This window comes from Isoptericola sp. NPDC057191, from assembly GCF_042670225.1.
Taxonomy (GTDB): Bacteria; Actinomycetota; Actinomycetes; order Actinomycetales; family Cellulomonadaceae; genus Isoptericola.
Genome location: NZ_JBHUWC010000049.1, coordinates 1 through 22853, shown reverse-complemented (window position 1 = coordinate 22853; position 22853 = coordinate 1). Strand labels below are relative to the sequence as shown.

Annotated in this window: 16 protein-coding genes; 10 read left to right on the top strand and 6 right to left on the bottom strand. The window is 75.0% G+C overall.

Annotation, left to right across the window (positions count from 1 at the left end):
- On the top strand, positions 1-1152 hold a 1152-nt coding region (locus ACFT55_RS08990; RefSeq protein WP_380243474.1), incomplete at its 5' end, for an LCP family protein.
- 222 nt (positions 1153-1374) lie between these two features.
- Positions 1375-2427, top strand: a complete 1053-nt coding sequence (locus ACFT55_RS08985; protein ID WP_380243473.1) for a TIGR00341 family protein — start codon at positions 1375-1377, stop codon at positions 2425-2427.
- 10 nt (positions 2428-2437) lie between these two features.
- On the opposite strand, the gene purE is transcribed toward ACFT55_RS08985, so the two are convergent.
- Genes purE through ACFT55_RS08965 form a run of 4 tightly spaced genes read right to left on the bottom strand, consistent with a single transcriptional unit; the run spans position 2438 to position 6352 of the window.
- Complete coding sequence (purE, locus tag ACFT55_RS08980; RefSeq protein ID WP_380243472.1) at positions 2438-2974, bottom strand: 5-(carboxyamino)imidazole ribonucleotide mutase; 537 nt, start codon at positions 2972-2974, stop codon at positions 2438-2440.
- Positions 2971-4245: a 5-(carboxyamino)imidazole ribonucleotide synthase gene (locus tag ACFT55_RS08975; RefSeq protein WP_380243471.1), complete on the bottom strand. Its 1275-nt coding sequence runs from the start codon at positions 4243-4245 to the stop codon at positions 2971-2973. Before ACFT55_RS08975 ends, purE begins: the two co-directional genes overlap by 4 nt.
- A 55-nt stretch (positions 4246-4300) precedes the next feature.
- Positions 4301-5644, bottom strand: coding sequence for an ATP-binding protein (locus tag ACFT55_RS08970; RefSeq protein WP_380243470.1), 1344 nt, complete (start codon positions 5642-5644; stop codon positions 4301-4303).
- 24 nt (positions 5645-5668) lie between these two features.
- Positions 5669-6352: a response regulator transcription factor gene (locus ACFT55_RS08965; protein WP_380243469.1), complete on the bottom strand. Its 684-nt coding sequence runs from the start codon at positions 6350-6352 to the stop codon at positions 5669-5671.
- A 165-nt stretch (positions 6353-6517) separates the two neighbouring features.
- Here ACFT55_RS08965 and ACFT55_RS08960 point away from each other — a divergent pair, with 165 nt between their 5' ends.
- Both ACFT55_RS08960 and ACFT55_RS08955 read left to right on the top strand, forming a co-directional pair.
- Positions 6518-7972 carry a sensor histidine kinase gene (locus ACFT55_RS08960; RefSeq protein WP_380243468.1) on the top strand — a complete coding sequence of 485 codons (1455 nt, stop codon included), beginning with the start codon at positions 6518-6520 and terminating at the stop codon, positions 7970-7972.
- Positions 7969-8694, top strand: a complete 726-nt coding sequence (locus ACFT55_RS08955; RefSeq protein ID WP_380243467.1) for a response regulator — start codon at positions 7969-7971, stop codon at positions 8692-8694. The genes ACFT55_RS08960 and ACFT55_RS08955 overlap by 4 nt, the downstream gene beginning before the upstream one ends.
- Before the next feature lie 236 nt (positions 8695-8930).
- Here ACFT55_RS08955 and ACFT55_RS08950 read toward each other — a convergent pair whose 3' ends face one another.
- Positions 8931-9863, bottom strand: a complete 933-nt coding sequence (locus ACFT55_RS08950) for a hypothetical protein (RefSeq protein WP_380243466.1) — start codon at positions 9861-9863, stop codon at positions 8931-8933.
- Between the two features lie 386 nt (positions 9864-10249).
- Between ACFT55_RS08950 and ACFT55_RS08945 the strand changes: the two genes are divergently transcribed.
- From ACFT55_RS08945 to ACFT55_RS08930, 4 genes are all read left to right on the top strand, one after another.
- On the top strand, positions 10250-11044 hold the full coding sequence (locus ACFT55_RS08945) for an ABC transporter ATP-binding protein (RefSeq protein ID WP_380243465.1): 795 nt from the start codon (positions 10250-10252) through the stop codon (positions 11042-11044).
- Positions 11041-13674, top strand: coding sequence for an FtsX-like permease family protein (locus ACFT55_RS08940; protein ID WP_380243464.1), 2634 nt, complete (start codon positions 11041-11043; stop codon positions 13672-13674). Before ACFT55_RS08945 ends, ACFT55_RS08940 begins: the two co-directional genes overlap by 4 nt.
- 59 nt (positions 13675-13733) lie before the next feature.
- The gene (locus ACFT55_RS08935) at positions 13734-18548 is read left to right on the top strand and encodes an FtsK/SpoIIIE domain-containing protein (protein WP_380243463.1); all 4815 of its coding nucleotides are present in this window, start codon (positions 13734-13736) and stop codon (positions 18546-18548) included.
- A 129-nt stretch (positions 18549-18677) separates the two neighbouring features.
- On the top strand, positions 18678-18926 hold the full coding sequence (locus tag ACFT55_RS08930) for a WhiB family transcriptional regulator (protein ID WP_166849954.1): 249 nt from the start codon (positions 18678-18680) through the stop codon (positions 18924-18926).
- 207 nt (positions 18927-19133) lie between these two features.
- Here the strand turns inward: ACFT55_RS08930 and ACFT55_RS08925 are convergent, their stop codons facing one another.
- On the bottom strand, positions 19134-20609 hold the full coding sequence (locus ACFT55_RS08925) for a sensor histidine kinase (RefSeq protein ID WP_380243475.1): 1476 nt from the start codon (positions 20607-20609) through the stop codon (positions 19134-19136).
- Positions 20610-20672: 63 nt separating this feature from the next.
- Here ACFT55_RS08925 and ACFT55_RS08920 point away from each other — a divergent pair, with 63 nt between their 5' ends.
- Both ACFT55_RS08920 and ACFT55_RS08915 read left to right on the top strand, forming a co-directional pair.
- Entirely contained in the window at positions 20673-21194 is a 522-nt protein-coding gene (locus ACFT55_RS08920; RefSeq protein WP_380243462.1) for a DUF2505 domain-containing protein, read from the top strand.
- 187 nt (positions 21195-21381) lie between these two features.
- Entirely contained in the window at positions 21382-22740 is a 1359-nt protein-coding gene (locus tag ACFT55_RS08915) for an ABC transporter substrate-binding protein (RefSeq protein WP_380243461.1), read from the top strand.
- Positions 22741-22853: the final 113 nt, after the last annotated feature.

Here is a 22853-nt window from a genome sequence, read left to right as displayed (position 1 = left end):
GCGCCGAAGCCCCGGTCGTACGCGCCGCGCGGCTCGCAGGCGGCGCCCGCGTCCCGCCCGCCCGCGGCCCGGCAAGGGTCGGGCACCCGCGTCATGCCCGCGCAGGCGCGCAGCACCCAGGCCGCGCCGCGCACGCCGCCGCCGGCCGGTCCCGGCGGCCCGGGCGACGCTGCGGCGGCGACCGCGGGTGGTGGCGGCTTCCGCGTGCGCAAGGGGCGTGTCGCGGGGCTGGTCGCCGTGCTCGTGCTCGTGCTGCTGCTCGCCTGGCCGATCGGCCTGATCGTGTGGGCCAACGGCAAGATCCAGCACATCGAGGCCCTGTCGGACGCCGCGGGGACGCCCGGCACCACCTATCTCCTGGCCGGGTCGGACGAGCGCGGTACCGGCACGGTGCCCGAGGACGGGACGAGCGGCGCCCGGACGGACACGATCATGGTGCTGCACAAGCCCAAGAGCGGGCCGGCCGCCCTGATCTCGATCCCCCGCGACACGTACACCGAGATCCCGGGGCACAAGGCGAACAAGATCAACGCCGCGTACTCCTACGGTGGTGCTCCCCTCCTCGTCGAGACCGTGGAGGGCCTGACCGGCCTGACCGTCGACCACTACGCGGAGGTCGGGTTCGGCAGCGTCGAGGAGATCGTCGACGCGGTCGGCGGCGTCGAGCTGTGCTACCCGAAGGACGTCGACGACAAGAAGAGCGACCTGCACTGGGAGAAGGGCTGCCACATGGCCGACGGCGAGACGGCGCTCGCCTTCTCGCGCATGCGGTACTCCGACCCCAAGGGCGACATCGGCCGGGCGGAGCGGCAGCAGCAGGTCATCGCCGCCGTCGCCGCCAAGGTCGTCAAGCCGAGCGTGCTGCTCAACCCGGTCGACCAGGTGAAGCTCGTCAACGCCGGCACCGACGCGCTCACCGTGGACGAGAGCTCCGGCATCGTCGACCTCGGCCGCCTGGGCCTGGCCTTCAAGGCCGCCACCGGCCCGGACGGCGTCACCGGCACCCCGCCGATCGCGGACCCGGGCTACGACCCCGGCACCGGAGTCGGCTCGACCGTGCTGCTCGACGCCGACAAGACCGACAAGTTCTGGGCCGACGTGCGCGACGGCGAGCTCGAGCCCGGCAGCACCGTCGGCGGCATGCCCGGCTGACGCCGAGGTAGTGCAGCTCGTGCCGAGGTAGTCCCACCCGTGCCGAGGTAGTGGCCCAGGCCCCTACCTCGGCACGAGGTGTACTACCTCGGCCGGACCGGAACTACCTCGGCGCGTGCCGTGCCACCTCGACGACGCGGGCACGGCATACTTTCCTCGCCGCGGAGCGCCGAGCCCCGGGCTGCCCGGCCGGACGGCGGGTACCGCGCCCCCGGAGGTCCGATGTCCGCTGCCGACGCCCTCGCCACCGCCCCCGCCGCGCCGCGGGGTCGATTCCTCTCGGCCGTCGTCCCAGCTGCGCAGCGCCGCGACCTCGCCGAGCTCACCGACCGGCTCGACCTCACCTCCGGCGAGGTCGGGGCCAAGCGTTCCGCCTTCTGGGCGATGCTGGTGCTGTCCGGGATCATCGCGGTGTCCGGCGTCGTCACCGACTCCACCGCCACGGTGATCGGGGCGATGATCATCGCGCCGCTGTCGACGCCCATCCTCGGCTTCGGCCTCGGGATCGTCACGGGGCGCGGACGACTGGTCGGGCGCTCCGCCCTCTACGTGCTGGGCGGGCTGGCACTCGTCGTCGCGATCGGCTGGCTGGTCGCCCTGGTGCTGCCGGAGACGTCGCAGGTCGTGTCGAACTCCCAGGTCACCGGGCGTACCTCGCCCGGCGTCGGCGACCTCGTCGCCGCGTTCGCCACCGGGTTCGCCGGCTCCATCGCCCTCGCGCGCCGCGACCTCGGCGACGTCCTGCCGGGCATCGCGATCGCCATCTCCCTCGTGCCGCCGCTCGGCGTGGTGGGTGTCTGCCTGGGTGCGGGCGAGCCCGCCCTCGCGGCCGGCGCGCTTCTGCTGTTCGGCTCCAACGTGGTCGCGCTCGTCGTGGCGTCCACGGTGGTGTTCACCGGCGCGGGCTACGCGTCGGACGCCGCGCAGGCCCGGCAGGACGCCGGTGGCCGACGCCGGCCCCGCCGCGCCGTCCTCGTCGGTGCGCTCGCCGTCGTCGTGGTGGCGCTGCCCATGGCCGCCAACACCGCCCAGTCCGTGCTCGCCGACGTCTGGGCCGGCCAGGTCCGCGCCGCGGCGGAGGCCTGGCTCGCGGACACCCCCGGCGCCGACGTCGAGGACGTCACGTGGCAGGGCACGACGGACGTGGTCGTCGAGGTCCGCGGCCCCGGCGACGTGCCCGACGTCGCGGCCCTCCAGTCGGCGGTCAACGAGCTCGTCCCGTGGGACCCCGAGGTGACCGTGGTGCACACGGTGGGCGAGCGCGTCGAGGGCTGAGCCCTTCGCGTCAGGCGGAGAAGCCGGTGCGGCGGGCGCCCTCGCGCGCGGCCCGCAGCTTGGCACCCTTGGCGCGCGCGACGTCGCCGAGCTCGGCCTGGAAGGCGACCATGCGCTCGCGCAGCGCGAGGTCCTCGGGCCCGGTCCCGGCGGCGAGGATGCGCGCGGCGAGCAGGCCCGCGTTGCGGGCCCCGCCGACGGACACGGTCGCCACGGGCACGCCCGCGGGCATCTGCACGATGGACAGCAGCGAGTCCATGCCGTCGAGGTGGCGCAGCGGTACCGGCACGCCGACCACCGGCAGCGGCGTGACGGCGGCGAGCATGCCGGGCAGGTGCGCGGCGCCGCCGGCCCCCGCGACGATCACCCGCAGGCCCCGCTCGGCGGCCGTGCGGCCGTAGTCGATCATCTCCGTCGGCATCCGGTGCGCGGAGACGACGTCGACCTCGGACTCGACCCCGAGCTCGGCGAGCGCGTCCGCGGCAGCCTCCATCACCGGCCAGTCCGAGTCCGAGCCCATGACGATCCCGACGACAGGCGTGCTCATGCGTGCTCCTTGCTGGTGGCGGTCGTGGTGGGGGCCCCGGCGGTGGCGGTGCCGGCCGGGCCGGCCTCGCCGCGCAGCAGCGCCGCCGCGCCGAGGGCACGACGGCGCACCTCGTCGAGGTCGGTGCCGCTCACGTTGACGTGACCGAGCTTGCGGCCCGGGCGGATGCCCTTGCCGTACAGGTTGACCCGCGCCTCGGGGTAGTGCGCGAGCACGTCGGGCAGGGCGTCGGTGAGGGCGTCGAGGGTCGAGCCCAGCACGTTCGCCATCACGGTCCACGGCGCCCGGGCGGTGGTGTCGCCGAGGGGCAGGTCGAGCACGGCGCGCAGGTGCTGCTCGAACTGGCTTGTCACGGCGCCGTCGATGGTCCAGTGGCCGGAGTTGTGGGGGCGCATCGCGAGCTCGTTGACCCACACCGCGGTGCTGCCGTCGGCCTCCCGGGTCTCGAACAGCTCGACCGCGAGGACCCCGGTCACGTCGAGCCCCTCGGCCACCGCGACGGCGATCCGGCGGGCCTCCTCGTCCACGGCGGGGTCCAGGTCGGGGGCGGGCGCCACGACCTCCGCGCACACCCCGTCACGCTGGACGGACTCGACGACCGGCCAGGTGCGCACCTCGCCCGACGGGCGACGGGCGACCAGCGCCGCCAGCTCGCGCACGAACGGCACCTTCCGCTCCACCAGCAGCGCGGGACCGCCGTCGACGACGCCCTGCAGCCAGTCGGTGACGTCGTCCGACGACGACACGACGCGGACGCCCTTGCCGTCGTAGCCCCCGCGGGACGTCTTCACCACGGCCTCGTGCCCGTCCTCCTCGGCGAGGAAGGCGTCGAGCGCCTCGCGCGCCTCGGCAGGGTCGGTCGGCAGGGCCGCCCAGCGCGGGCACGGCAGGCCGAGCTCGGTGAGCCGGCGCCGCATGACGATCTTGTCCTGCGCCTGCACGAGGGCGTGCGGGCCAGGACGCACGGGCGTGCCGTGGTCGATGAGGTCCTGGAGCAGGACGTTCGGCACGTGCTCGTGCTCGAAGGTGAGCACCGCGGCCGCGGGCCGCCCGTCGGCGGGGGCGATGAGGGCACGGATCGCCGCGTCGTCGCTCGCCACGCCCACCGGGGTGTCCGTGACCACCTGCGCCGCGGACGACGCCGGGTCCTCGACGAGGACCCGCAGGCCCACGCCCAGCTCTGCGGCCGCGGGGGCCATCATGCGGGCGAGCTGACCCCCTCCGACGACGGCGACGACAGGGGCGGTGGCGTGGGGTCCGGTCACGGGCATCGAGGATACCGGCCCGAGGGAGGGCGCCGTGCTCCTGCCGTCCGGACGCCGCCCGTCAGTCGCCGTGGTGGTGGAGCCATCCGCGCCGGCGGCCACGGGAGGAGATGGTCGTGCCGGGTGGCAGCACGAGGTGGGGATCGAGCGTGCGCGGCACGCCGGCCAGGAAGAGCGCGAAGACCGGGGGCCGGCGCTGCGCCAGCTCGAGCCGTCCGCCGTCGGCCGCCGCGAGGTCACGGGCCAGGGCGAGGCCGAGGCCGGTGCTGCCACCCGTCGTCGTGCCACGCTCGAAGATGCGGGTCGCGACGTCGTCGGCTACCCCCGGCCCCTCGTCCGCGACCTCGACGGCGACCGCGCCGGTCGTGCCCGAGGGGCGCGAGCGCACCGTGGTGGTGCCGTCCCCGTACTTGAGGGAGTTCTCCAGCAGCGTCGCGATGATCTGCGCCAGCGCGCCCGGCGTGGCGAGCACCTGCATCCCGTCGGGGACCTCGATGACCAGCCGGCGCCCTGCCCGCTCGAACGTGGGCGCCCACTCCTCCTCCTGCTGGTGCACGACGTCCGCCAGGACGACGGCCTCCGTCGTGCCGCCCTGCGACCGGCGCGACGCCGTCAGCAGGTCGTCCACCACGGACACGAGGCGCTCCACCTGCTCCAGGGAGATCCGCGCCTCCTCGACCACCTCGGGATCGTCGGAGGCGAGCGTGATCTCCTCGAGGCGCATCGTCAGCGCCGTCAGCGGCGTGCGGAGCTGGTGCGACGCGTCCTGGGTGAACTGCCGCTCGGCGGCGAGCCGGCCGGCGAGCCGGTCCGCCGAGCGCGCCAGCTCGGCGGCGACGAGGTCGATCTCCTCGACGCCCGAGGGTTCCAGACGGGGGCGCACCTGCCCCGACCCGAGCTGTTCGGCCGACGCCGCGAGGTACACGAGCGGGGCGGACAACCGGTTGGCCTGCCACACCGCGACCGCGATGCCGGCGGCGATCGCCACGATCCCCGCGATGATGACGAGCGCGACCGTCTGCGCGGACTTCACGTACGCGCCGACCGCGGACACGGTCATCGAGACGGACACGTTCTGGTCCGTGAGCTTGGCCTTGTCGATCGTGGGCGCGGTGACCGGCTCGCCCGCCGTGAGCTGCGTGCCGTCCGGCAGGGTCACGACGACGTACGCGGGGAGGTCGCCGTCGCTGCCCTCGGCGGCCCGCTCGACCGTGGACTCACCGACGATGTCTCCGCGCTCGAGCGTGTTGTCGATGCTGCGCGCGAGCACGTCGACGCGGTTGGTGATGCGCTGCTCCTCGATGGCGAGGACGTACCGCGCACCGAAGATGCCCAGAGGGACACCCAGCAGGAGCACGGCGACGGCGACCGCGGAGATGGTCGCCAGCAGGACGCGGCGACGCACGAGGTCAGCCCTGGCCCTGCGGTGTCAGCTCGCGCCGAGCTCGAAGCGGAAGCCGAGCCCTCGCACGGTGGAGACGTAGCGCGGGGCGTTGGCGTCGTCACCGAGCTTGCGGCGCAGCCAGGACACGTGCATGTCGAGAGTCTTGGTGGAACCGACGGGGTCGGAGCCCCACACGTCGCGCATGAGCGTGTCGCGCACCACGACCGACCCGGCGTTGGCGACCAGCACCTTCAGCAGGTCGAACTCCTTGGTGGTGAGGTGCAGCTCTCGCTCGCCCTGGAACGCGCGGTGCGCGGACACGTCGACGCGCACGTCCTGCGCACGCAGCTCCTCGTCCTCGCCGGTCTCGCCGTGCGTGCGGCGCAGCAGCGCCCGGACGCGGGCGAGAAGCTCCGCCAGGCGGAACGGCTTCGTCACGTAGTCGTCGGCGCCTGCGTCGAGGCCGACGACCAGGTCGACCTCGTCCGCGCGTGCGGTGAGCACCAGGACCGGCACGGTGAGCCCGGATCCGCGGATCTCCCGCGCCACGTCGAGGCCGTCCATGTCGGGCAGGCCCAGGTCGAGGACGACGATGTCCGCGTTCCCCGCGTGGTCGACGGCTCCTTGACCAGTTCCTTGCACGATGACGTCGTAACCCTCACGCGTGAGAGCCCGCGCCAAAGGCTCGGCAATAGCCGGGTCGTCCTCGGCCAGCAGTACGTGGGTCATTCCCTCATGCTAGCGGCATCGTCGCTGGTCCTGGGACGTGAAAGACGCCACGGTTCTCCGGCCCGCCGTCGGCCGCCGGAGTCCTCCCCGGGACCGACCCCTGCCGGCCCCCGCTCCTCCCCCGGGCTGACGCGGCCGCGGCGTCGCCCACCTACTCTGGCCGTCATGAGCTGGATCGAGAGGATGGGGCGCTGGTTCGAGGCGCACCGCTTCGGCGTCGACCTGACGACGACCGCGCTGCTCGCCGCGCTCACGATCAGCTCCGCCACCGACCTGTACTCGGCCGAGCCGTTCCTGTCCCGGACCGGGTCGATCGCGTGGAGCATCGCCCTTCTCGCCCCGCTGCCCTGGCGCCGCACCCGCCCCGTGCCCTCGGCCGTCGCCGTCTACGCCGTCGCGCTCGCGCACATCCTCGCCGGCTACCCGATGATCATGCCCGGGGACCTCCTGATCCTCGTCGCCCTGTTCTCGGTGACCGTCTACGGGCCCACCTGGGCGCACGTCACGGCCATCTGCTCGACCGCGGTCGGGACCCTCGCCGTGCTGCCGGTGGCCGTCGCGATGCTCGGCGACACCGGAGTGGCGGGGCTGGCCGAGGTCGTCCCCGTCGGGATCTTCTGCTTCGTCACCGCGCTCGCCGTCTGGGCGTTCGCCCTCGTGCGCCGCTCCCGTCGCGTGACGATGGACGCCCTGCGCGACCGTGCGCACCGCCTCGAGATCGAGCGCGACCAGCAGGCGCGGATCAGCGCCGCCGCCGAGCGCGCCCGCATCGCCCGCGAGATGCACGACATCGTCGCGCACTCCCTGTCCATCGTCGTCGCGCAGGCCGACGGCGGACGCTACGCCGCGGCGTCCGACCCCGAGTCCGCGGTCCGGGCGCTCGGCACCATCAGCGAGACCGGGCGCACCGCGCTCACCGACATGCGCCGCCTGCTCGGCGTGCTGCGCTCCCAGGACGACGACGCCGAGCGCGACGAGCACGACGGGCCAGGCGGACCCGGCGATCCGGCCCCGTCCGCCGGCGCGGCGGCGGCCCGGCCGTCCACGGGCGCGACCACGGCCGTGCCGCAGCGCGAGCCGCACCGCACGAGCCGGCCCGCCCCCCAGCCGGGGGTCGAGGACATCGAGGACCTCGTGGCCCAGGCGCGCGACGGCGGGCTGCGCGTCTCGCACGTGCGCGTCGGCGCACCGCGACCTCTGACCGCCGGCATGGGCCTGACCCTGTACCGCGTCTGCCAGGAGTCGCTCACCAACGTGCGCAAGCACGCCGGGCCCGACCCGGCCGTCACCGTCGCCGTCCGCTGGACGCCGTCGACCGTCGAGCTCGAGGTGCTCGACGACGGCCGCGGTGCCGCCGCCGCGAGCGACGACCCCGGGTTCGGCCTGCGGGGGATGCGCGAGCGGACCAACCTGTACGGCGGCACCCTCGAGACCGGTCCCCGTGCCGGCGGCGGCTTCCGCGTGCACCTCGAGCTGCCGCTGCCCGGCACGACCGTCACCGCCGCGCCGCAGCCACCCACCGTCAGCACCGTCAGCCCGGCCAGCCCAGCCAGCCCGGCCCCCATGACCACCACGCCGCCGGCCGACGCGCCGCCGACGACCCCGCAGGAGGACGCATGACCTCGCCCACCACCGACCCGCTCCCCCCGGCCGGGCCGCCCGGCGGCACGCCAGGGGGCGTGGTGCGCGTGGCCCTGGTCGACGACCAGCAGCTGGTGCGCGCGGGCTTCCGCATGGTCATCGACTCGCAGCCGGACCTGGAGGTCGCGCTCGAGGCGGGCGACGGCGCCCAGGCGCTGCGCCTGCTCGCCGACCACCGCGTCGACGTCGTGCTGATGGACGTGCGCATGCCGCACCTCGACGGCCTCACCGCCACCGCCCGGCTCACGGCCTCGCCGGACGCGCCCCGCGTCATCGTCCTCACCACGTTCGACCTCGACGAGTACGTGCTGGAGGCCATCCGCAGCGGCGCGTCGGGGTTCCTGCTCAAGGACGCGCCCCCGGAGGAGATGCTCGCCGCCATCCGCACCGTGCACGCCGGGGACGCCGTCATCGCGCCGTCGTCGACCCGGCGGCTGCTCGAGCACCTCGTCACCGCGCTGCCCGCCGACCAGGCCGCCCCGCAGCACGACGCGCTCGCGGCGTTGACGGACCGCGAGCGCGAGGTCCTCGTCCTCATGGCGCGGGGCCGGTCCAACACCGAGATCGCCGCCGACCTGTTCGTCGCCGAGGCGACCGTGAAGACCCACGTCGGGCGCATCCTCGCCAAGCTGGATGCGCGCGACCGCGTGCAGGCCGTCGTCACGGCCTACGAGACCGGCCTCGTCCGCCCCGGGTCCTGACCCGCGACCTGTCAGAACCAGGTCCTGGCATACCCGCACCTGGTTCTGACAGGTCGGGGGCCGCGCGAGCTGTCAGAACCAGGTCCTGGCATACGCGCACCTGGTTCTGACAGGTCTGGGGCCGCGCGAGTTGTCAGAACCAGGCCCTGGCATACGCGTACCTGGTTCTGACAGGTCTGGGGCCGCGCGAGTTGTCAGAACCAGGTCCTGGCATACGCGTACCTGGTTCTGACAGCTCACCAGCCGAGGTGGTGGCGGACGACGGCGAGCACGCGGTCCGGCTCGTAGCGTGCGGCCATCGCGGGCAGGCGGACCCGCACGGTGCGGGTGTCGGCGCCGAGCTCGGCGTCCCGCAGCAGGTCGGCGTACCAGCGGTCGCGCTCCAGGTGGCCGACGCCGTCGATCTCCACGACGAACCGGCGACCGCCCGGCAGCGGCCACTCGACGTCGAGGAACCGTCGTCGGCCCTGAAGGTCCCGCCGGGGTGACTGCCGGCTCGGCTCCGGGAGCCCCGCGTCCCGGCACAGCCGGGCGAAGTCGATCTCGGCGAGCGAGTCCGCCCCGCCGACGACGTCCGCGAGCGCCAGCCGCATCACCTTGCGGTGCCGCACCGCGCCCACCGTGTCGAGCATGGCGAACAGGTCGTCGGTCGTCACGAGGCGCTGCTGCACGACGGCGGCCATCAGCCCGGCCGCCGTGCGCCACGTCGGCTGCCAGGCCGCCGCGTCGACGGCGGCCCGCGCGCCGCCGTGCACGGGAAGCCCGCCGGCGTCCACGACGTCCTCGGCCCGCAGCCGGCGCGACTCGTGCACCACGAGCCAGGGGTGCCGGTCGGGCTTCGCGCCGCGGGCCACGACGAGATGCACGGGATCGCGCGTCCACCCCTCCAGACCCTGCAGCTCGAGGGCGGTCCACGCTCCGACGACGCTCCCCCGGGGCGCGCCGAGCACGGCGGCCCAGAGCCTGGCGTCGCGGGCGAGCGGACCGCGGTGGACGACGAGCACCTGTTCGCTGAGCGACCGCCACCGCAGCGCGCGCAGCTGCTGCTCGACGTGGCCGGGCGTCATGCCCAGGACCCCGACCTGGGCCCGGGTGACGACGCCCCGTTGGCGGCGGGCGAGATCGCGCAGCCCGGGCAGGACGCGGTAGAGGTGGGCGGAACCTGTCATGGCTCCCACCGTCGTGGCGCGGCGGGGGGGAGCTGGTCGCCGTCGGGACATCTGAGGACGGCCGCAGTCTGGGGGCAGCCTCCCCGGCCCGATCTGTCAGAACCACGTCCTGCCCTACGGTCACGTGCGTCTGACAGCGGGCAGGCCGAGCGAGCTGTCAGAACCAGGTCACGCCATGCCCGCACGTGATTCTGACAAGGTGGCCCCGGGGTGAGTCAGGGTGCGGCTCAGGGTCGGTGTCATACCTGAGGATGACCTGGGAGCGACGCAGGACCCGCCCTCGGGCCGATGTCGGCGGGGTCCGCGCTCCGTAGCGTCGGTGGTGTCCTGGCCGGCGGGCTCCGAGAGAGCCGCGGGCCACCACCCCGAGACACCGGAGCGCTTCCGTGGACACGACCGTGTACGTCCCGATCCCCGACGAGGGCACCGCCGCCCGACCGAACGTCACTCCCGCGGTGCGGGCCCGCGCGCTGACCAAGACGTACGGCCGCGGCGAGGCGCAGGTGCGCGCGCTGGACGGCGTCGACGTCGACTTCGCGGCGGGCCGTTTCACCGCGATCATGGGCCCGTCCGGCTCGGGCAAGTCGACCCTCATGCACCTGCTGGCCGGCCTGGACAGCGCCACCGGCGGGCAGGCGTTCATCGGCTCCACCGAGGTGACGGGGCTGAACGACAAGGCCCTCACCGCGCTGCGCCGCACCCGCGTCGGGTTCGTCTTCCAGCAGTTCAACCTGCTGCCCATGTTCTCCGCCGAGCAGAACATCACGCTGCCGGTCGAGCTCGCCGGCGGGACCGTCGACAAGGAGTGGTTCGGCACCCTCGTCGAGACGCTCGGCCTGGGCAAGCGGCTCACGCACCGCCCCAGCGAGCTGTCGGGCGGCCAGCAGCAGCGCGTCGCCATCGCGCGCGCCCTCATCGCGCAGCCGGACGTCGTGTTCGCGGACGAGCCCACCGGCAACCTCGACTCCCGCTCCGGCGCCGAGGTGCTGAGCTTCCTGCGCCGCTCGGTGCGCGAGCTCGGCCGCACGATCATCATGGTCACGCACGACCCGGCGGCCGCCGCCTACGCGGACCGCGTCGTCCTCATCGCCGACGGCAAGATCGCCGGCGACATCTCCGACCCGACCCCCGAGTCCGCCCTCGCCGGCCTCGACGCGCTGCGGACGGTGGCCACGCGATGATCCGCCTCACCCTGTCGCAGATGCGGCGCAGCGCCGGGCGGCTCGCCGCCGCCGGCCTCGCGATCGTCATCGGCACCGCGTTCGTCGCGATCACCCTGCTCGCCGGCAACGTCATCACCCGCACCACCTACGACTCGATCGCCGCCCAGTTCACGGGCGCCGACCTCGTCGTGCGCGGCGTCCCGGCGGACGACGCGGCACTCGACGCGGTGCGTGGCGCCGACGGCGTGGCCACGGCCGACCCGCAGCTCCTGTCGTACCAGCAGCTCGAGTCCGACGGTCGCACCATCTACCAGCCCGTGCTGGCGGAGCCGACCGACACCGACGTCCTCCCCTTCGAGGTCGCCGACGGCTCGCTGCCGACCGCCTCGGGCGAGATCGCGCTGCCCGTGAAGGTCGCGGAGCGGCTCAAGACCGCCCCAGGCGACACCGTCACCCTCGTGCGCACCGTCCTCAAGGGCGACCCGGAGTCCGAGGACGCCTGGACCGAGGTCCGCGAACAGCTCACCGTGAGCGGGACGCTCACCGACCCGTACGGCGCGTACTCCCTGCAGGGCGGAGCGGCCGTCGCGCCGGCCGCGGACGTCACGGGCTGGGACGCGGACATGCTCGCCCCCGGCGAGGAGTCCGCCCCGCCCACCACCACGCTCGTCACCCTCGACGCCGGCACGGACGTCGAGGCGGCCCGCACCGCCATCACCGGGGCGCTCACCAGCGCCGCGTCCGCGGCAGGCACGGACACCGCCGACCTGAGCGTCGTGACGCCCGAGGAGCACGCCGAGTCCGTCGCCAACGAGATGACCGGCGGCGACAACGTCTTCTTCACCCTGTTCGTGCTGGTCTTCGCGGCCGTGGCGCTGCTCGTCGCCGCCCTGGTCATCGCGAACACGTTCCAGGTGCTCGTCGCCCAGCGCACCCGCACCCTCGCGCTGCTGCGCTGCGTCGGCGCGGACAAGTCCCAGCTGCGCCGGTCGGTGCTCTTCGAGGCGGCGCTCCTCGGCTTCCTCTCCTCGGCCGTGGGCCTGCTCGCGGGCGTCGGCCTGGGCCAGGCGGCGCTCACGATCGGCCGCAGCATGGACCTGGGCGTCCCGCTGCCGGCCACCGTCGGCATCACACCGGCCGTCGTCCTCATCCCGCTGGTCGTGGGCACCGTGGTGACCCTCGTCGCCGCGCTCGCCCCTGCCCGCGCGGCGACCCGCGTCGCGCCGCTCGAGGCCCTCCGCCCGGCCGACGCCCCGTCGGCGACCCGAGGCGCGGGTCGGGTGCGCCTGGTGCTCTCGCTGCTCGTCACCGTCATCGGCTTCGCGATGCTGGGCGGCGGTGTCGCGCTCAGCACGGCCGCCGGCGAGCCGACGACCGGCCTGATGGTCGCCGTCGGGGGCGGCGTCCTCTCGTTCGTGGGCGTCCTCGTGGGCGCGGTCTTCTGGCTGCCCCGCGTGGTGGCGCTCGCCGGGCGACTGGTGGGGATGTCCGGGCCGACGGCGCGTCTCGCCGCCGCGAACACCCTGCGCAACCCGCGCCGTACCGCGGCGACCTCGACCGCGCTCCTCATCGGCGTCACGCTGGTCGGCATGATGTCGACCGGCGCCGCCAGCGCGCGGGTCACGATGGACTCCGAGCTGGACTCCCGCTACCCCGTGGACGTCACGGTCTCGACCGACCTGTCGAGCGACCCCACGAGCGTCGCGGCCGGCGACAGCACCGTCGCGGCCGTCCCCGACTCCCTCGCCGGGACCGTCGGCGACCTCGCGGGCGTGTCCACCGTGGTGGAGTCGCCGTCGTCGGCGGCCAAGGTCACCGGCCACGGTGTCGGCTCCGGCCTGTCGCTCACGGTCCGTGGCGTCGACCCGGACGACGCCGCCTCGGTGCTGCGCAGCACCGACCTGGTCGCGCCGCTCGCCGCGGGGACCGCCGTCGTCCCGGCAGACGTCGCCGACGCCTGGGGCATCTCCGACGGGCAGAAGCTCACGCTCACCGGCCCGGACGGGACCCTGAAGGTCAAGGCTGCGGTCACCGACCTCGCGGACAGCGGGCTGCTCGTGGTGCCGGACGACCTCGCCTCCCTCGACCCGGCCGCGCCCGTGACCAGCCTGTGGGTCGGCCTCGAGGACCCGTCTGACGCGGCGTCCGTCGTCCCGTCCATCCAGGACACCGTCGCGGACACCGAGACCCCCGCCGACGTCGTCGGCGCCGCGGTCGAGCGCGCAGGCTTCCAGAAGGTGATCGACACCGCGCTCGCGATCGTCGTCGGGCTGCTCGCGGCTGCCGTCGTCATCGCCCTGATCGGCGTGGCGAACACCCTGTCCCTGTCGGTGATCGAGCGACGCCGGGAGTCCGCGACCCTGCGGGCGATCGGGCTCTCCAAGGGCCAGCTGCGGGGCATGCTCGCCGTGGAGGGCGTTCTCATCGCCTTGGTCGGCGCCCTGCTGGGTGTGCTGCTCGGCCTCGTCTACGGCTGGGCGGGCGCGGCGGCGGCGCTCGGCTGGGCGGGCTCGCCCGTGATCGTGGTCCCGTGGCGCGACGTGCTGGTGATGCTCGCGGTGGCCGCCGTGGCCGGCCTGGTGGCGTCCGTCGCCCCGGCCCGCACCGCGGTGAAGACCTCTCCCGTGGAGGCGCTCGCCAGCGAGTAGCGCGGACGTTGTCCACAGGCCGTCCGTGACGGTCGCGCAGGGCGGGCACCCTGGAGGTCATGTCGACCTCCACGGTGCCCGCCCTCGTCGTCACCCCCGACCCGGGCGACGACGGCGTCCGCGTCACCGTGCACCCCGGGGAGGACGTGCTCCTGCCGGCCGGCGCGCCGCTCGGCACCTGCCGGGCCGACCTGGCCGGGCTGCTGCGCCGCCCGGAGCTGCAGCACATCCCGTTGGCCGCAGACGGCGTCCCCGTGGACGACGCCGACGTGGTCGGGGCCCGGCCGCTCCTGCCCGGCGCGGTCTTGACGCCACACGACGCCGCCGCCGCGCCGTCACGGCCCGACCGCTCCGCCGCGGTGCTCGACGGACCCTGGCTCGTCGCTCGAGCCGACGGCGTGGCCGCGGGTGCGGCGATCACGCTCTCCCCCGGCGCCGCGCGCACGCTGCACGACGCCCGCTCCACCGCCCGGCACGACGCCGCGACCTCGCCGCCAGGCGTCATGGTGCGCGTTGACCCGCGCCGGCCGGGCAGGGTCACCGTCCGGTCGGTCGGGCGACGGCAGCGTCCGGCCCGCTCGCTGCGCGCCCCGTCGCCGGGCCTCCTCTTCGCGGGTCCGCCGGGCCTCGTCTCCGCGGGTCCGCCGGGCGGCCCCCGGGCGGGGGCCCGGCGGCGCCGGGTCGGAAGGCTCCCGCGCCGATGGCGGCCGGGAGCCCGTCTCGAGCTCCCCGGCGGCGCCGTGCCGGCAGCCTGGACGCTGCACCGCTCCGGCTCGGTCGCGGCATGGCTCGACGGGCGAGAGGGCGGCGAGGGCCGGACGACGGCCCGACCCTCGGCGCAGTCGACCCAGCCGTCGTCCCCCGGGTCGGTCGCGATGCTCGCCACGGCCGCGGTCCCCGTCCTCGGCTCGGTGGTCCTCGCGATCGTCCTCGGCCAGCCCGCGTACGCGCTGTTCTCGCTGCTCGGGCTCGGCACGCTGGTGCCCCAGGTGGTCGCGGCACGACGCCGGCGACGCGCGGCCGACCCGACGGTCGCGGCGGACGGCGGGCAGGGGGACGTCGTCGAACGCGCCACGGTGGGGGACTCCCCCGGCCCTCTGCTCGCCCGGCTCGCAGCCGCGCACCAGACCTCCGACGGCGCGTGGCGTGCCGCCGTCGCGCGCACCCACGAGCGCTCCCGCGCCACCGACCACCCGGGCGCCGGGGTCGCGGTCGGTCCCGGCAGCTCGAGAGCGGCGCGTGCCGTCGCCCGGCTGGTGCCCGACGGGGCGCTCGCGCTCGTCGGTCCGCGGCACGAGGTGCTCGCCGCCGCACGGTCCGTCGTGGTCGAGCTGGCGGCGTGGGGCGCCTCTGTCGAGGTGGCCGGTGCCGCCGCCTGGTCGTGGTGCCGCTGGCTGCCTGGCGGAGGGCCTCCCCTGGTGGTCGTCGACCCGGGGGACGGCGCCGCGAGCGCCGACACCGCGCGCCGCGAGGACGCCCTCGCCCGCGGTGGCGCCGTGCTGCTGTGCCTGCCCGAGGGCGCACCCGTGCCGGCATGGTGCCGCACGGTCTGGCGGGTGCGAGGCGGTCGCGTACGGCGCGCGGCGCCCGACGGCTCGACGACGACCGGGCCGCTGGTCGGCGTCGACGAGGCCTGGGCCGAGCACGCCGCACGGCTCGTCGCCGGGCTCGCAGGACTGCGCCGCTCCCTGGGCGCGCTGGAGCCCGGGACGGGCGGTGCGACCGCGAGCGACCTGGAGGGCGCCGCCGACCCGGCAGACCCGGCCGACCCGAGGTTCCCCGCCACGGTTCCCCTGCTCCCCCTGCTGGACGAGCTCCCCGACGTCGGTGCCGCCTGGGACCGGGCGGACGGGTGGGCGGTGCCGCTCGGCCGCGACGCCCGCGGGCGGCCCGTGCTCTTCGACCTGGTCACGGACGGTCCGCACCTGCTCGTCGCGGGCACCACCGGGTCGGGCAAGTCCGAGCTGCTGCAGGCGCTGCTGCTCGGCCTCGCCTGCCGCCGGTCCCCCGGCGACCTCGCGCTGGCACTCGTGGACTTCAAGGGTGGCGCGTCCTTCGGTGCGTGCGGTCGGCTGCCGCACGTGGTCGGCCAGGTGACCGACCTGGACCCCGGCCTCGCCGGGAGGGCCCTCGCCGGCCTGCGGGCCGAGCTGCACCGGCGCAAGCAGGTGCTGGCGCGCCACGGGGTGGCGGACCTGGACGCGCTGCCGGCGGGCGTGGCCGATGCGCCCGCCCGGCTGGTCGTCGTCGTGGACGAGTTCCGAGCCCTCGCCGACGACCTCCCCGAGTTCCTGCCCGGGTTGCTGCGGGTGGCGGCCCAGGGTCGCTCGCTCGGCGTGCACCTCGTGCTCGCGACCCAACGGCCGGCGGGCGCGGTCAGCGCCGACCTCCGTGCCAACGTGTCCGCGCGGCTCGCCCTGCGGGTGGTGGACCCCGCGGACTCCCTCGACGTGGTCGAGACCTCGCTCGCCGCCCGGATACCCCCGGGAACGCCCGGCCGAGCGGTCCTGCGGTGCGGGGCCGCACCTCCGGTGGTGCTGCAGTGCGCGCACGCCGCAGGTCGGGCGGTGACGCCGGCCGCCGTGCGCCGCGCGCCGGCGTGGGGAGCTGCGTGCGGTACCGAGGCCTCACGCACTGGCGCGGCGGGGCCGGGCGTGGCGGCGCCAGGCGTGGCAGGACCCGGCGTGGCAGGACCAGGCGTGGCAGGACCAGGCGTGGCAGGACCCGGCGTGGCAGGACCCGGCGTGGCGGAGGTCGTCGAGGCGGTCCGCGAGGCCGCCGCGGTGCGGGGCCAGCGGGCCGGGCGCGCGCCCTGGCTGCCCCCGCTGCCGGAGAGCGTCCGGGCCGGCGACCCCGTGCTCGCCGCCGCCGCTCCAGGTGCCGGCGACGACGCGGGCCCAGGCCCTGTCGGCGACGGCGGGGTGCCCGGCCTCCCGGTGGCGCTCGGCGACGACCCGGAACACCAGCGCCGGACGCTCCTGCGCTGGGACCCGGCGGCGGGGCACCTGGGGGTCGTGGGCCGAGCACGCTCGGGCCGCACGACCGCTCTCGTCGGGCTGGCGGCCGGCGCCCTGGCCCGGGGCTGGCACGTGCACGCGCTCGCCCCGGCCGCCGCGCTGTCCCGTTTCGCCGCGCTGGAGGAGCACGCAGGCTTCGGCACGCTCGCCGGCCCCGGCTCCCCACGGCGCGCCGCACGACTCCTGCGGCTGCTGGGCACCGCCCCGCCGACCGCCCCGACGCTCGTGGTGGTCGACGCCGTGGAGGAGCTGCGTGCGGCGCTGACCGGACCGGATCCGTGGGACCCGCTCGCGCGGGCGCTCGCAACCCCGGGTGTGGCCTTCGCCCTGTCGTCCGACGGCCCGATGCTCGGCGGCCTCGCCGCCCGGGTGGGCCCGCGCCTGGTGCTGCTCGGGCGCGAGGCGCACGCGGACGTCCTCCTCGGCGCGCCCTCCGAGCTCGCCGGCCGGGGCGGGCCGCCCGGTCGTGCGGCATGGCTCGGGCAAGACCAGCTGCTGTGCCAGGTGCTGCTGCCCGACCACCGCTCCCCGAGCCCGGCCGGGCCGCCGGGGAGGCCGGGCGCAGCTCCGGTGACCGTGCGCGAGCTCCCGCCCTCGGTCGACGAGCGGGACCTCGCGCGTGCGGCTCGGCCCCACCCACCGGACGCCAGGGTCGGGACGGAGGGCGGGCTCGTGGTGCCGCTCGGCGTGGGCGGCGACGAGGCGGAGGTGGTCGGCCTCGACGTCACGCACGGGGTGCTCGTCACGGGGCCGCGCGGCAGCGGGCGCACGACCGTGCTGCGCCGGGTCGTACGCCACCTCGCCGCCGCTGGGCTCCTCGCGGGGGTGGTCGCCCGCGACGCCGCACTGCGCCGCGACGCGGGGACGGTCCCCGCCACACCCCCGTCGTCGGCAGGCCTGCGCTCGTTCCTCGACGAGCTGCGCCCGGGCGTGCTCGTCGTGGACGACCTGGACGCCCTCGTCCAGCAGCACCCGCTCGAGGCCGACCGGATCGCGGCGATGGTCGACCCCGCGGGGCGCGCCCTCGTCGCGGCCTCGACGACGACCGGGACCGCCCTCGCGCACCGGGGCGCCCTCGCGGAGCTGCGCGCCCGGCGCACCGCTGTCGTGCTGCACCCGGGCGAGCGTGGTGCCGACGAGCTGTTCGGCGTGCCCCTCGCGGACGCCGTCGAACCGGGGCCGGCACAGCCCGGCCGCGGCGCGCTGGTCCAGGGCTGCCGGGTCCTGGCCGTCCAGGTGGCGCGGTCGGACGACGCGGAGCAGCCCAGCACCCCGCGGCCCGAATTGCGGTGGGACGGATCGCGGGGAGACGGCGTCCATGCGCCCTCCCCTCCAGGGGACGAGTCAGCCGGAGGTGGCCTCGACCACGCGGCGCGTCATGACGGCCACGAGCACGGCGGCGGCGACCAGCAGGAGCCCGAGCCCTGCGAGCACCGCCGCCGGCATCCCGGCCGTGAGCAGGCTGACGCCGACCAGGCCCTGCATGATCTGCCACACGACGATGGGCGCGCGCCCGGTGCGCCGGCCTGCCCACAGGGCGCGGCACGAGCCGACGAGCAGCCAGCCGAGGCCCAGGCAGAACAGCACGAGGAACACGCTCACGGCTACGCTGTTGGAGGCACCCCGCACCAGCTCGACGCCGACCATGGCGGCCGCGGCGACGAGCAGCACCACCTCGAGCCCGATCCCGGCCGCGACCACGCGCAGGCCCGGCGGACGGGGCCCTCCGGAAGCACCGTCGGTGCCGGACGAGGGGGTGACAGGAGCGCGCATGACACGTCAGAATACGTGCGACCTGCGGTTTCACGACAGTGTGATCAAGCACTCACGCTTCATGCCCGAGAAACTTCCCCGTAACCCCTTGTGCGGCGCTTCACGAGGTGTGACGCTGGACAGCAGATTCCGCACCCCCCACCCACCGGACCCGGACGGGCGCGCGCTGGCGCGCCCTCAGACGGACCGGGTTCCCTGCACCGAGGAGATGACATGGACTGGCGCCACAAGGCCGCCTGCCTCGACGAGGACCCTGAGCTCTTCTTCCCCATCGGCAACACCGGCCCCGCCCTCCTCCAGATCGAGGAGGCGAAGGCCGTCTGCCGTCGCTGCGACGTCGTGGACACGTGCCTCAAGTGGGCCATCGAGTCCGGTCAGGACGCCGGCGTCTGGGGCGGCATGAGCGAGGACGAGCGCCGGGCGCTCAAGCGCCGCACGGCGCGCGCCCGCCGCGCCGGCTGACTTCACTCCGGCTGATTCCACTCCGGCCGACCAAGCTCCGGCTGACTTCACGCCGAGACAGCGAGGGTCGCGCCGACGCAGAGGCGACACAGAGCCGACGCAGAGCCGACGCAGAGCCGAACCACAGAGGGACGGACCGCACCTGGTGCGGTCCGTCCCTCTGTGGTGTCGCGTGTGGTGTCGCGCCGTCCGTCCGCGACGGCCGCCCTACCTCGGCTGGCCGTCGCGCAGGACCAGCTCCAGCACCACCTGCGTGCCGCCGCCCTCGCGCGCGTTCCAGTCGATGGTGCCGCGCAGCTCGTTCGTCACCAGGGTCTGCACGATCTGCGAACCGAGCCCGCTGCGCGACGCGCGACCCAGGGTGGCGATGCCCTCCGGCATCCCCACCCCGTCGTCAGCCACGACGACGCGCATCGACGCGCCGTCCCGCTGCACGTCGATCTCGACGTTGCCGGACTCGCGGCCCGGGAAGCCGTGCTCGACGGCGTTGGTCACGAGCTCGGTCAGCACCAGCGCGAGCGGGGTCGCGTCCTGCGCGGGCACCATCCCGAACGACCCTGTCTGGCGGGTGCGCACCTGCGTGCGGGTCGACGCGACGTCGGCGGCGAGCCGCAGGGCACGGCTGAGCATGTCGTCGAGCTCGACGTTCTCGTCGAGGGTCTGCGACAGCGACTCGTGCACCATCGAGATCGTGGCGACCCGGCGCATCGCCTCCTCCAGGGCGGCCCGCGCCTCCGGCACGTCCATGCGGCGGGCCTGAAGCCGCAGCAGCGCTGCCACCGTCGCCAGGTTGTTCTTCACGCGGTGGTGGATCTCGCGGATGGTGGCGTCCTTGGTCATGAGCTCGCGTTCACGCCGGCGCAGCTCCGACACGTCGCGGCACAGCAGCACGGCGCCGATGCGCTGACCGTGGTCGGTGAGCGGCAGCGCGCGCAGCGACAGCGCCACACCCTTGGCCTCGATGTCGGTGCGCCACGGCGCACGGCCCATCACGACCAGCGGCAGCGACTCGTCGACCGTGTCCTGGTGCTGCACGATGTCGGCGGTCACCTCGACCAGCGACTGCCCGACGAGAGGCCCGATGACGCCGAGCCGGTGGAAGCACGACAGCGCGTTCGGGCTGGCGTACAGCACCTCGCCCTCGGAGTTGAGGCGGATCAGCCCGTCCCCCACGCGCGGGGCGCCACGACGGGGGCCGGTGGCCGCGTTGGGCGCGGGGTACTCGCCCCGCGCGATCATCGCGAGGATGTCGTCCGCGGACTCCACGTAGTTCAGCTCGAGGCGGCTGGGCGTGCGGCCCGACCCGAGGTTGGTCTGGCGGGCGACGACGGCGATCGCCCGCCCGTCGTGCACCACCGGCACGGCCTCCTCGCGCACCGCGTACGCGCCGAACCAGCGCGGCTCCCGCGAGCGCTGCGCACGACCCTCCGTCATCGCGGCGGCCAGCTGCGGGCGCTGCCCGTCGGGGGCGAGCGACCCCACGATGTCGTCGTAGTGCACCGTGGCACCCGTCGACGGCCGGCACTGTGCGAGGGCGACGAAGCCGCCGTCGGCGGTGGGCAGCCAGAGCACCAGGTCGGCGAACGCGAGGTCTGACACGAGCTGCCAGTCGCCGACGAGCAGGTGCAACCACTCGACGTCTCCTTCGGAGAGGTCGGTGTTCTGGGCGATCAGGTCACTCATGGCGGACACGCCCACCAGCCTACGGGCGCGGCCGCGCTGCCCGGGCGTCGGTATGGTGACCTGGTGCACCTGACCGTGGAGCTCACGTACGCGGCGGCCGCCGACGACGTCGTCGCGATGCTCGCCGACGAGGCGTTCGTCCGCTGGCGCGCGCAGCGCGGCCCGGGCGGCAGCGTCGAGCAGACGGACGTGACCGGCAGCCCCGCCACCGGGTTCACCATCGCCGTGCGTCGCACGTTGCCCACCGACCTCATCCCCGCCCAGGTGCGGCCGTTCGTCGGCGACCACCTGGAGGTACGGCAGGCCGAGGTGTGGGAGGGGCCGCAGGGCGACCTGCGCCGCGGGACGATCGCCGTCGAGATCGCGGGCGCGCCCGTGCGCGTGACCGGCACCGTGCGGCTGGAGCAGCTCCCCGACGGCGGCACCCGGCAGGTGTACGACGGCGAGGTCCGCGCGACCGTGCCGATCTTCGGGGCAGCCGTCGCGGAGGCGGCCGCCGCCGCCGTCCGATCGACGCTCGAGGCGGAGGGCGCGGCAGGCCGCGAGTGGCTCGCCGAGCGTTCCACCCCGGGTGAAGACCGGTAACGATCCGGACAAGGCCGCAGGCGCGAAAGGCCTCTGACCTGCACTGACGCCAGCGCCGACGTCACGATGCGGCATCGGCGCCCCTCCCAGGCTTGACTTCCACCAACGCCGCCAGCCAGCATCGTCTCCTGGCCGTGGGAGCGCTACCACCATGGAGGTGGTAGCGCTCCCAAACCCTCCACCTCGCATGCCCGAACCAGACAAGGGAGTCACCGTGCTCGACAGCACCCGACCCACCCGCCGAGCTCGCCGCGTCGTCGCGGCGACCGCCGGCATCGCGACCCTCGCTCTCGCCCTGACCGCCTGCGGCGGCGACTCCGACGACCACGGCACCGACAACGCCTCCAGCGACGGCAAGATCACGCTGACGGTCGCCACGTTCAACGACTTCGGCTACTCGGACGAGATGCTCGCCAGCTACACCGAGTCGCACCCGAACGTCACGGTCAAGCAGGTCAAGGCCGCGAAGTCCGAGGACGCCCGCAACAACCTCACCACCAAGCTCGCCGCCGGCGGCGAGGGCCTCGCCGACATCGAGGCCATCGAGGTCGACTGGCTCCCCGAGCTCATGACCTACCCCGACCTGTTCGAGGACCTGGCCGACCCGGCGCTCGACGGCCGCTGGCTGGACTGGAAGGTGCAGCAGGCGACCACCCCGGACGGCAAGGTCATCGGCTACGGCACCGACATCGGCCCCGAGGCCATCTGCTACCGCGCCGACCTGTTCGAGAAGGCCGGCCTGCCCACCGACCGCGAGAAGGTCGCCGAGCTCCTCGGCGGCGCGGACGCCACGTGGGAGGACTACTTCAACGTCGGCAAGCAGTTCGTCGCGAAGTCGGACGCCGCCTGGTTCGACGGCGCCGTGCCCACCTACCAGGGCATGGTCAACCAGCTCCAGGACGCCTACGAGGACCCCGCGACGGGCGAGCCGAAGGACCTGAAGACCAACACGGCGATCAAGGACATGTACGACCAGGTCCTCACCGCCTCCATCGACGACAAGCTGTCCGCGGGCCTCGAGCAGTGGGGCGAGGACTGGGTCGCCGGCTTCCAGAAGAACGCCTGGGCCACGATGCTCTGCCCGGCCTGGATGACCGGCCCGATCGAGCAGAACTCCGCCGGCGTCACCGGCTGGGACGTCGCTGACGTCTTCCCGGGCGGCGGCGGCAACTGGGGCGGCTCGTTCCTCACCGTCCCCGCCTCAGGCCCCAACACCGCGGCCGCCAAGGAGCTCGCCGCGTGGCTGACCGACCCGGCGCAGCAGACGACGGCGTTCGAGAACGCCGGCACCTTCCCGTCGCAGGTCGACGCGCAGGCCTCTGACGCCGTGCAGAAGTCCACCAACGAGTTCTTCAACGACGCTCCGGTGGGTCAGATCTTCTCGACCCGGGCCGCCGCGATCGAGGGCGCCCCGTTCAAGGGCAAGAACTACTTCGCGATCCACCAGTCCGTGCAGAACGCGCTGAACCGCGTCGACCTCAACGGCGACGACCCGGAGAAGAGCTGGCAGGGCGCGCTCGACGAGTACGCCTCGCTGGGTCTCTGACCCTCTGACCGGGGCGCGACCGCAGATCTCCCAGATCTCCCCCACGCGGTCGCCCCCGCTGGTCGAGCCAGCCCGGACACCCGGTCCCGCCCGCGCGGCCCCCACCCCCCCCC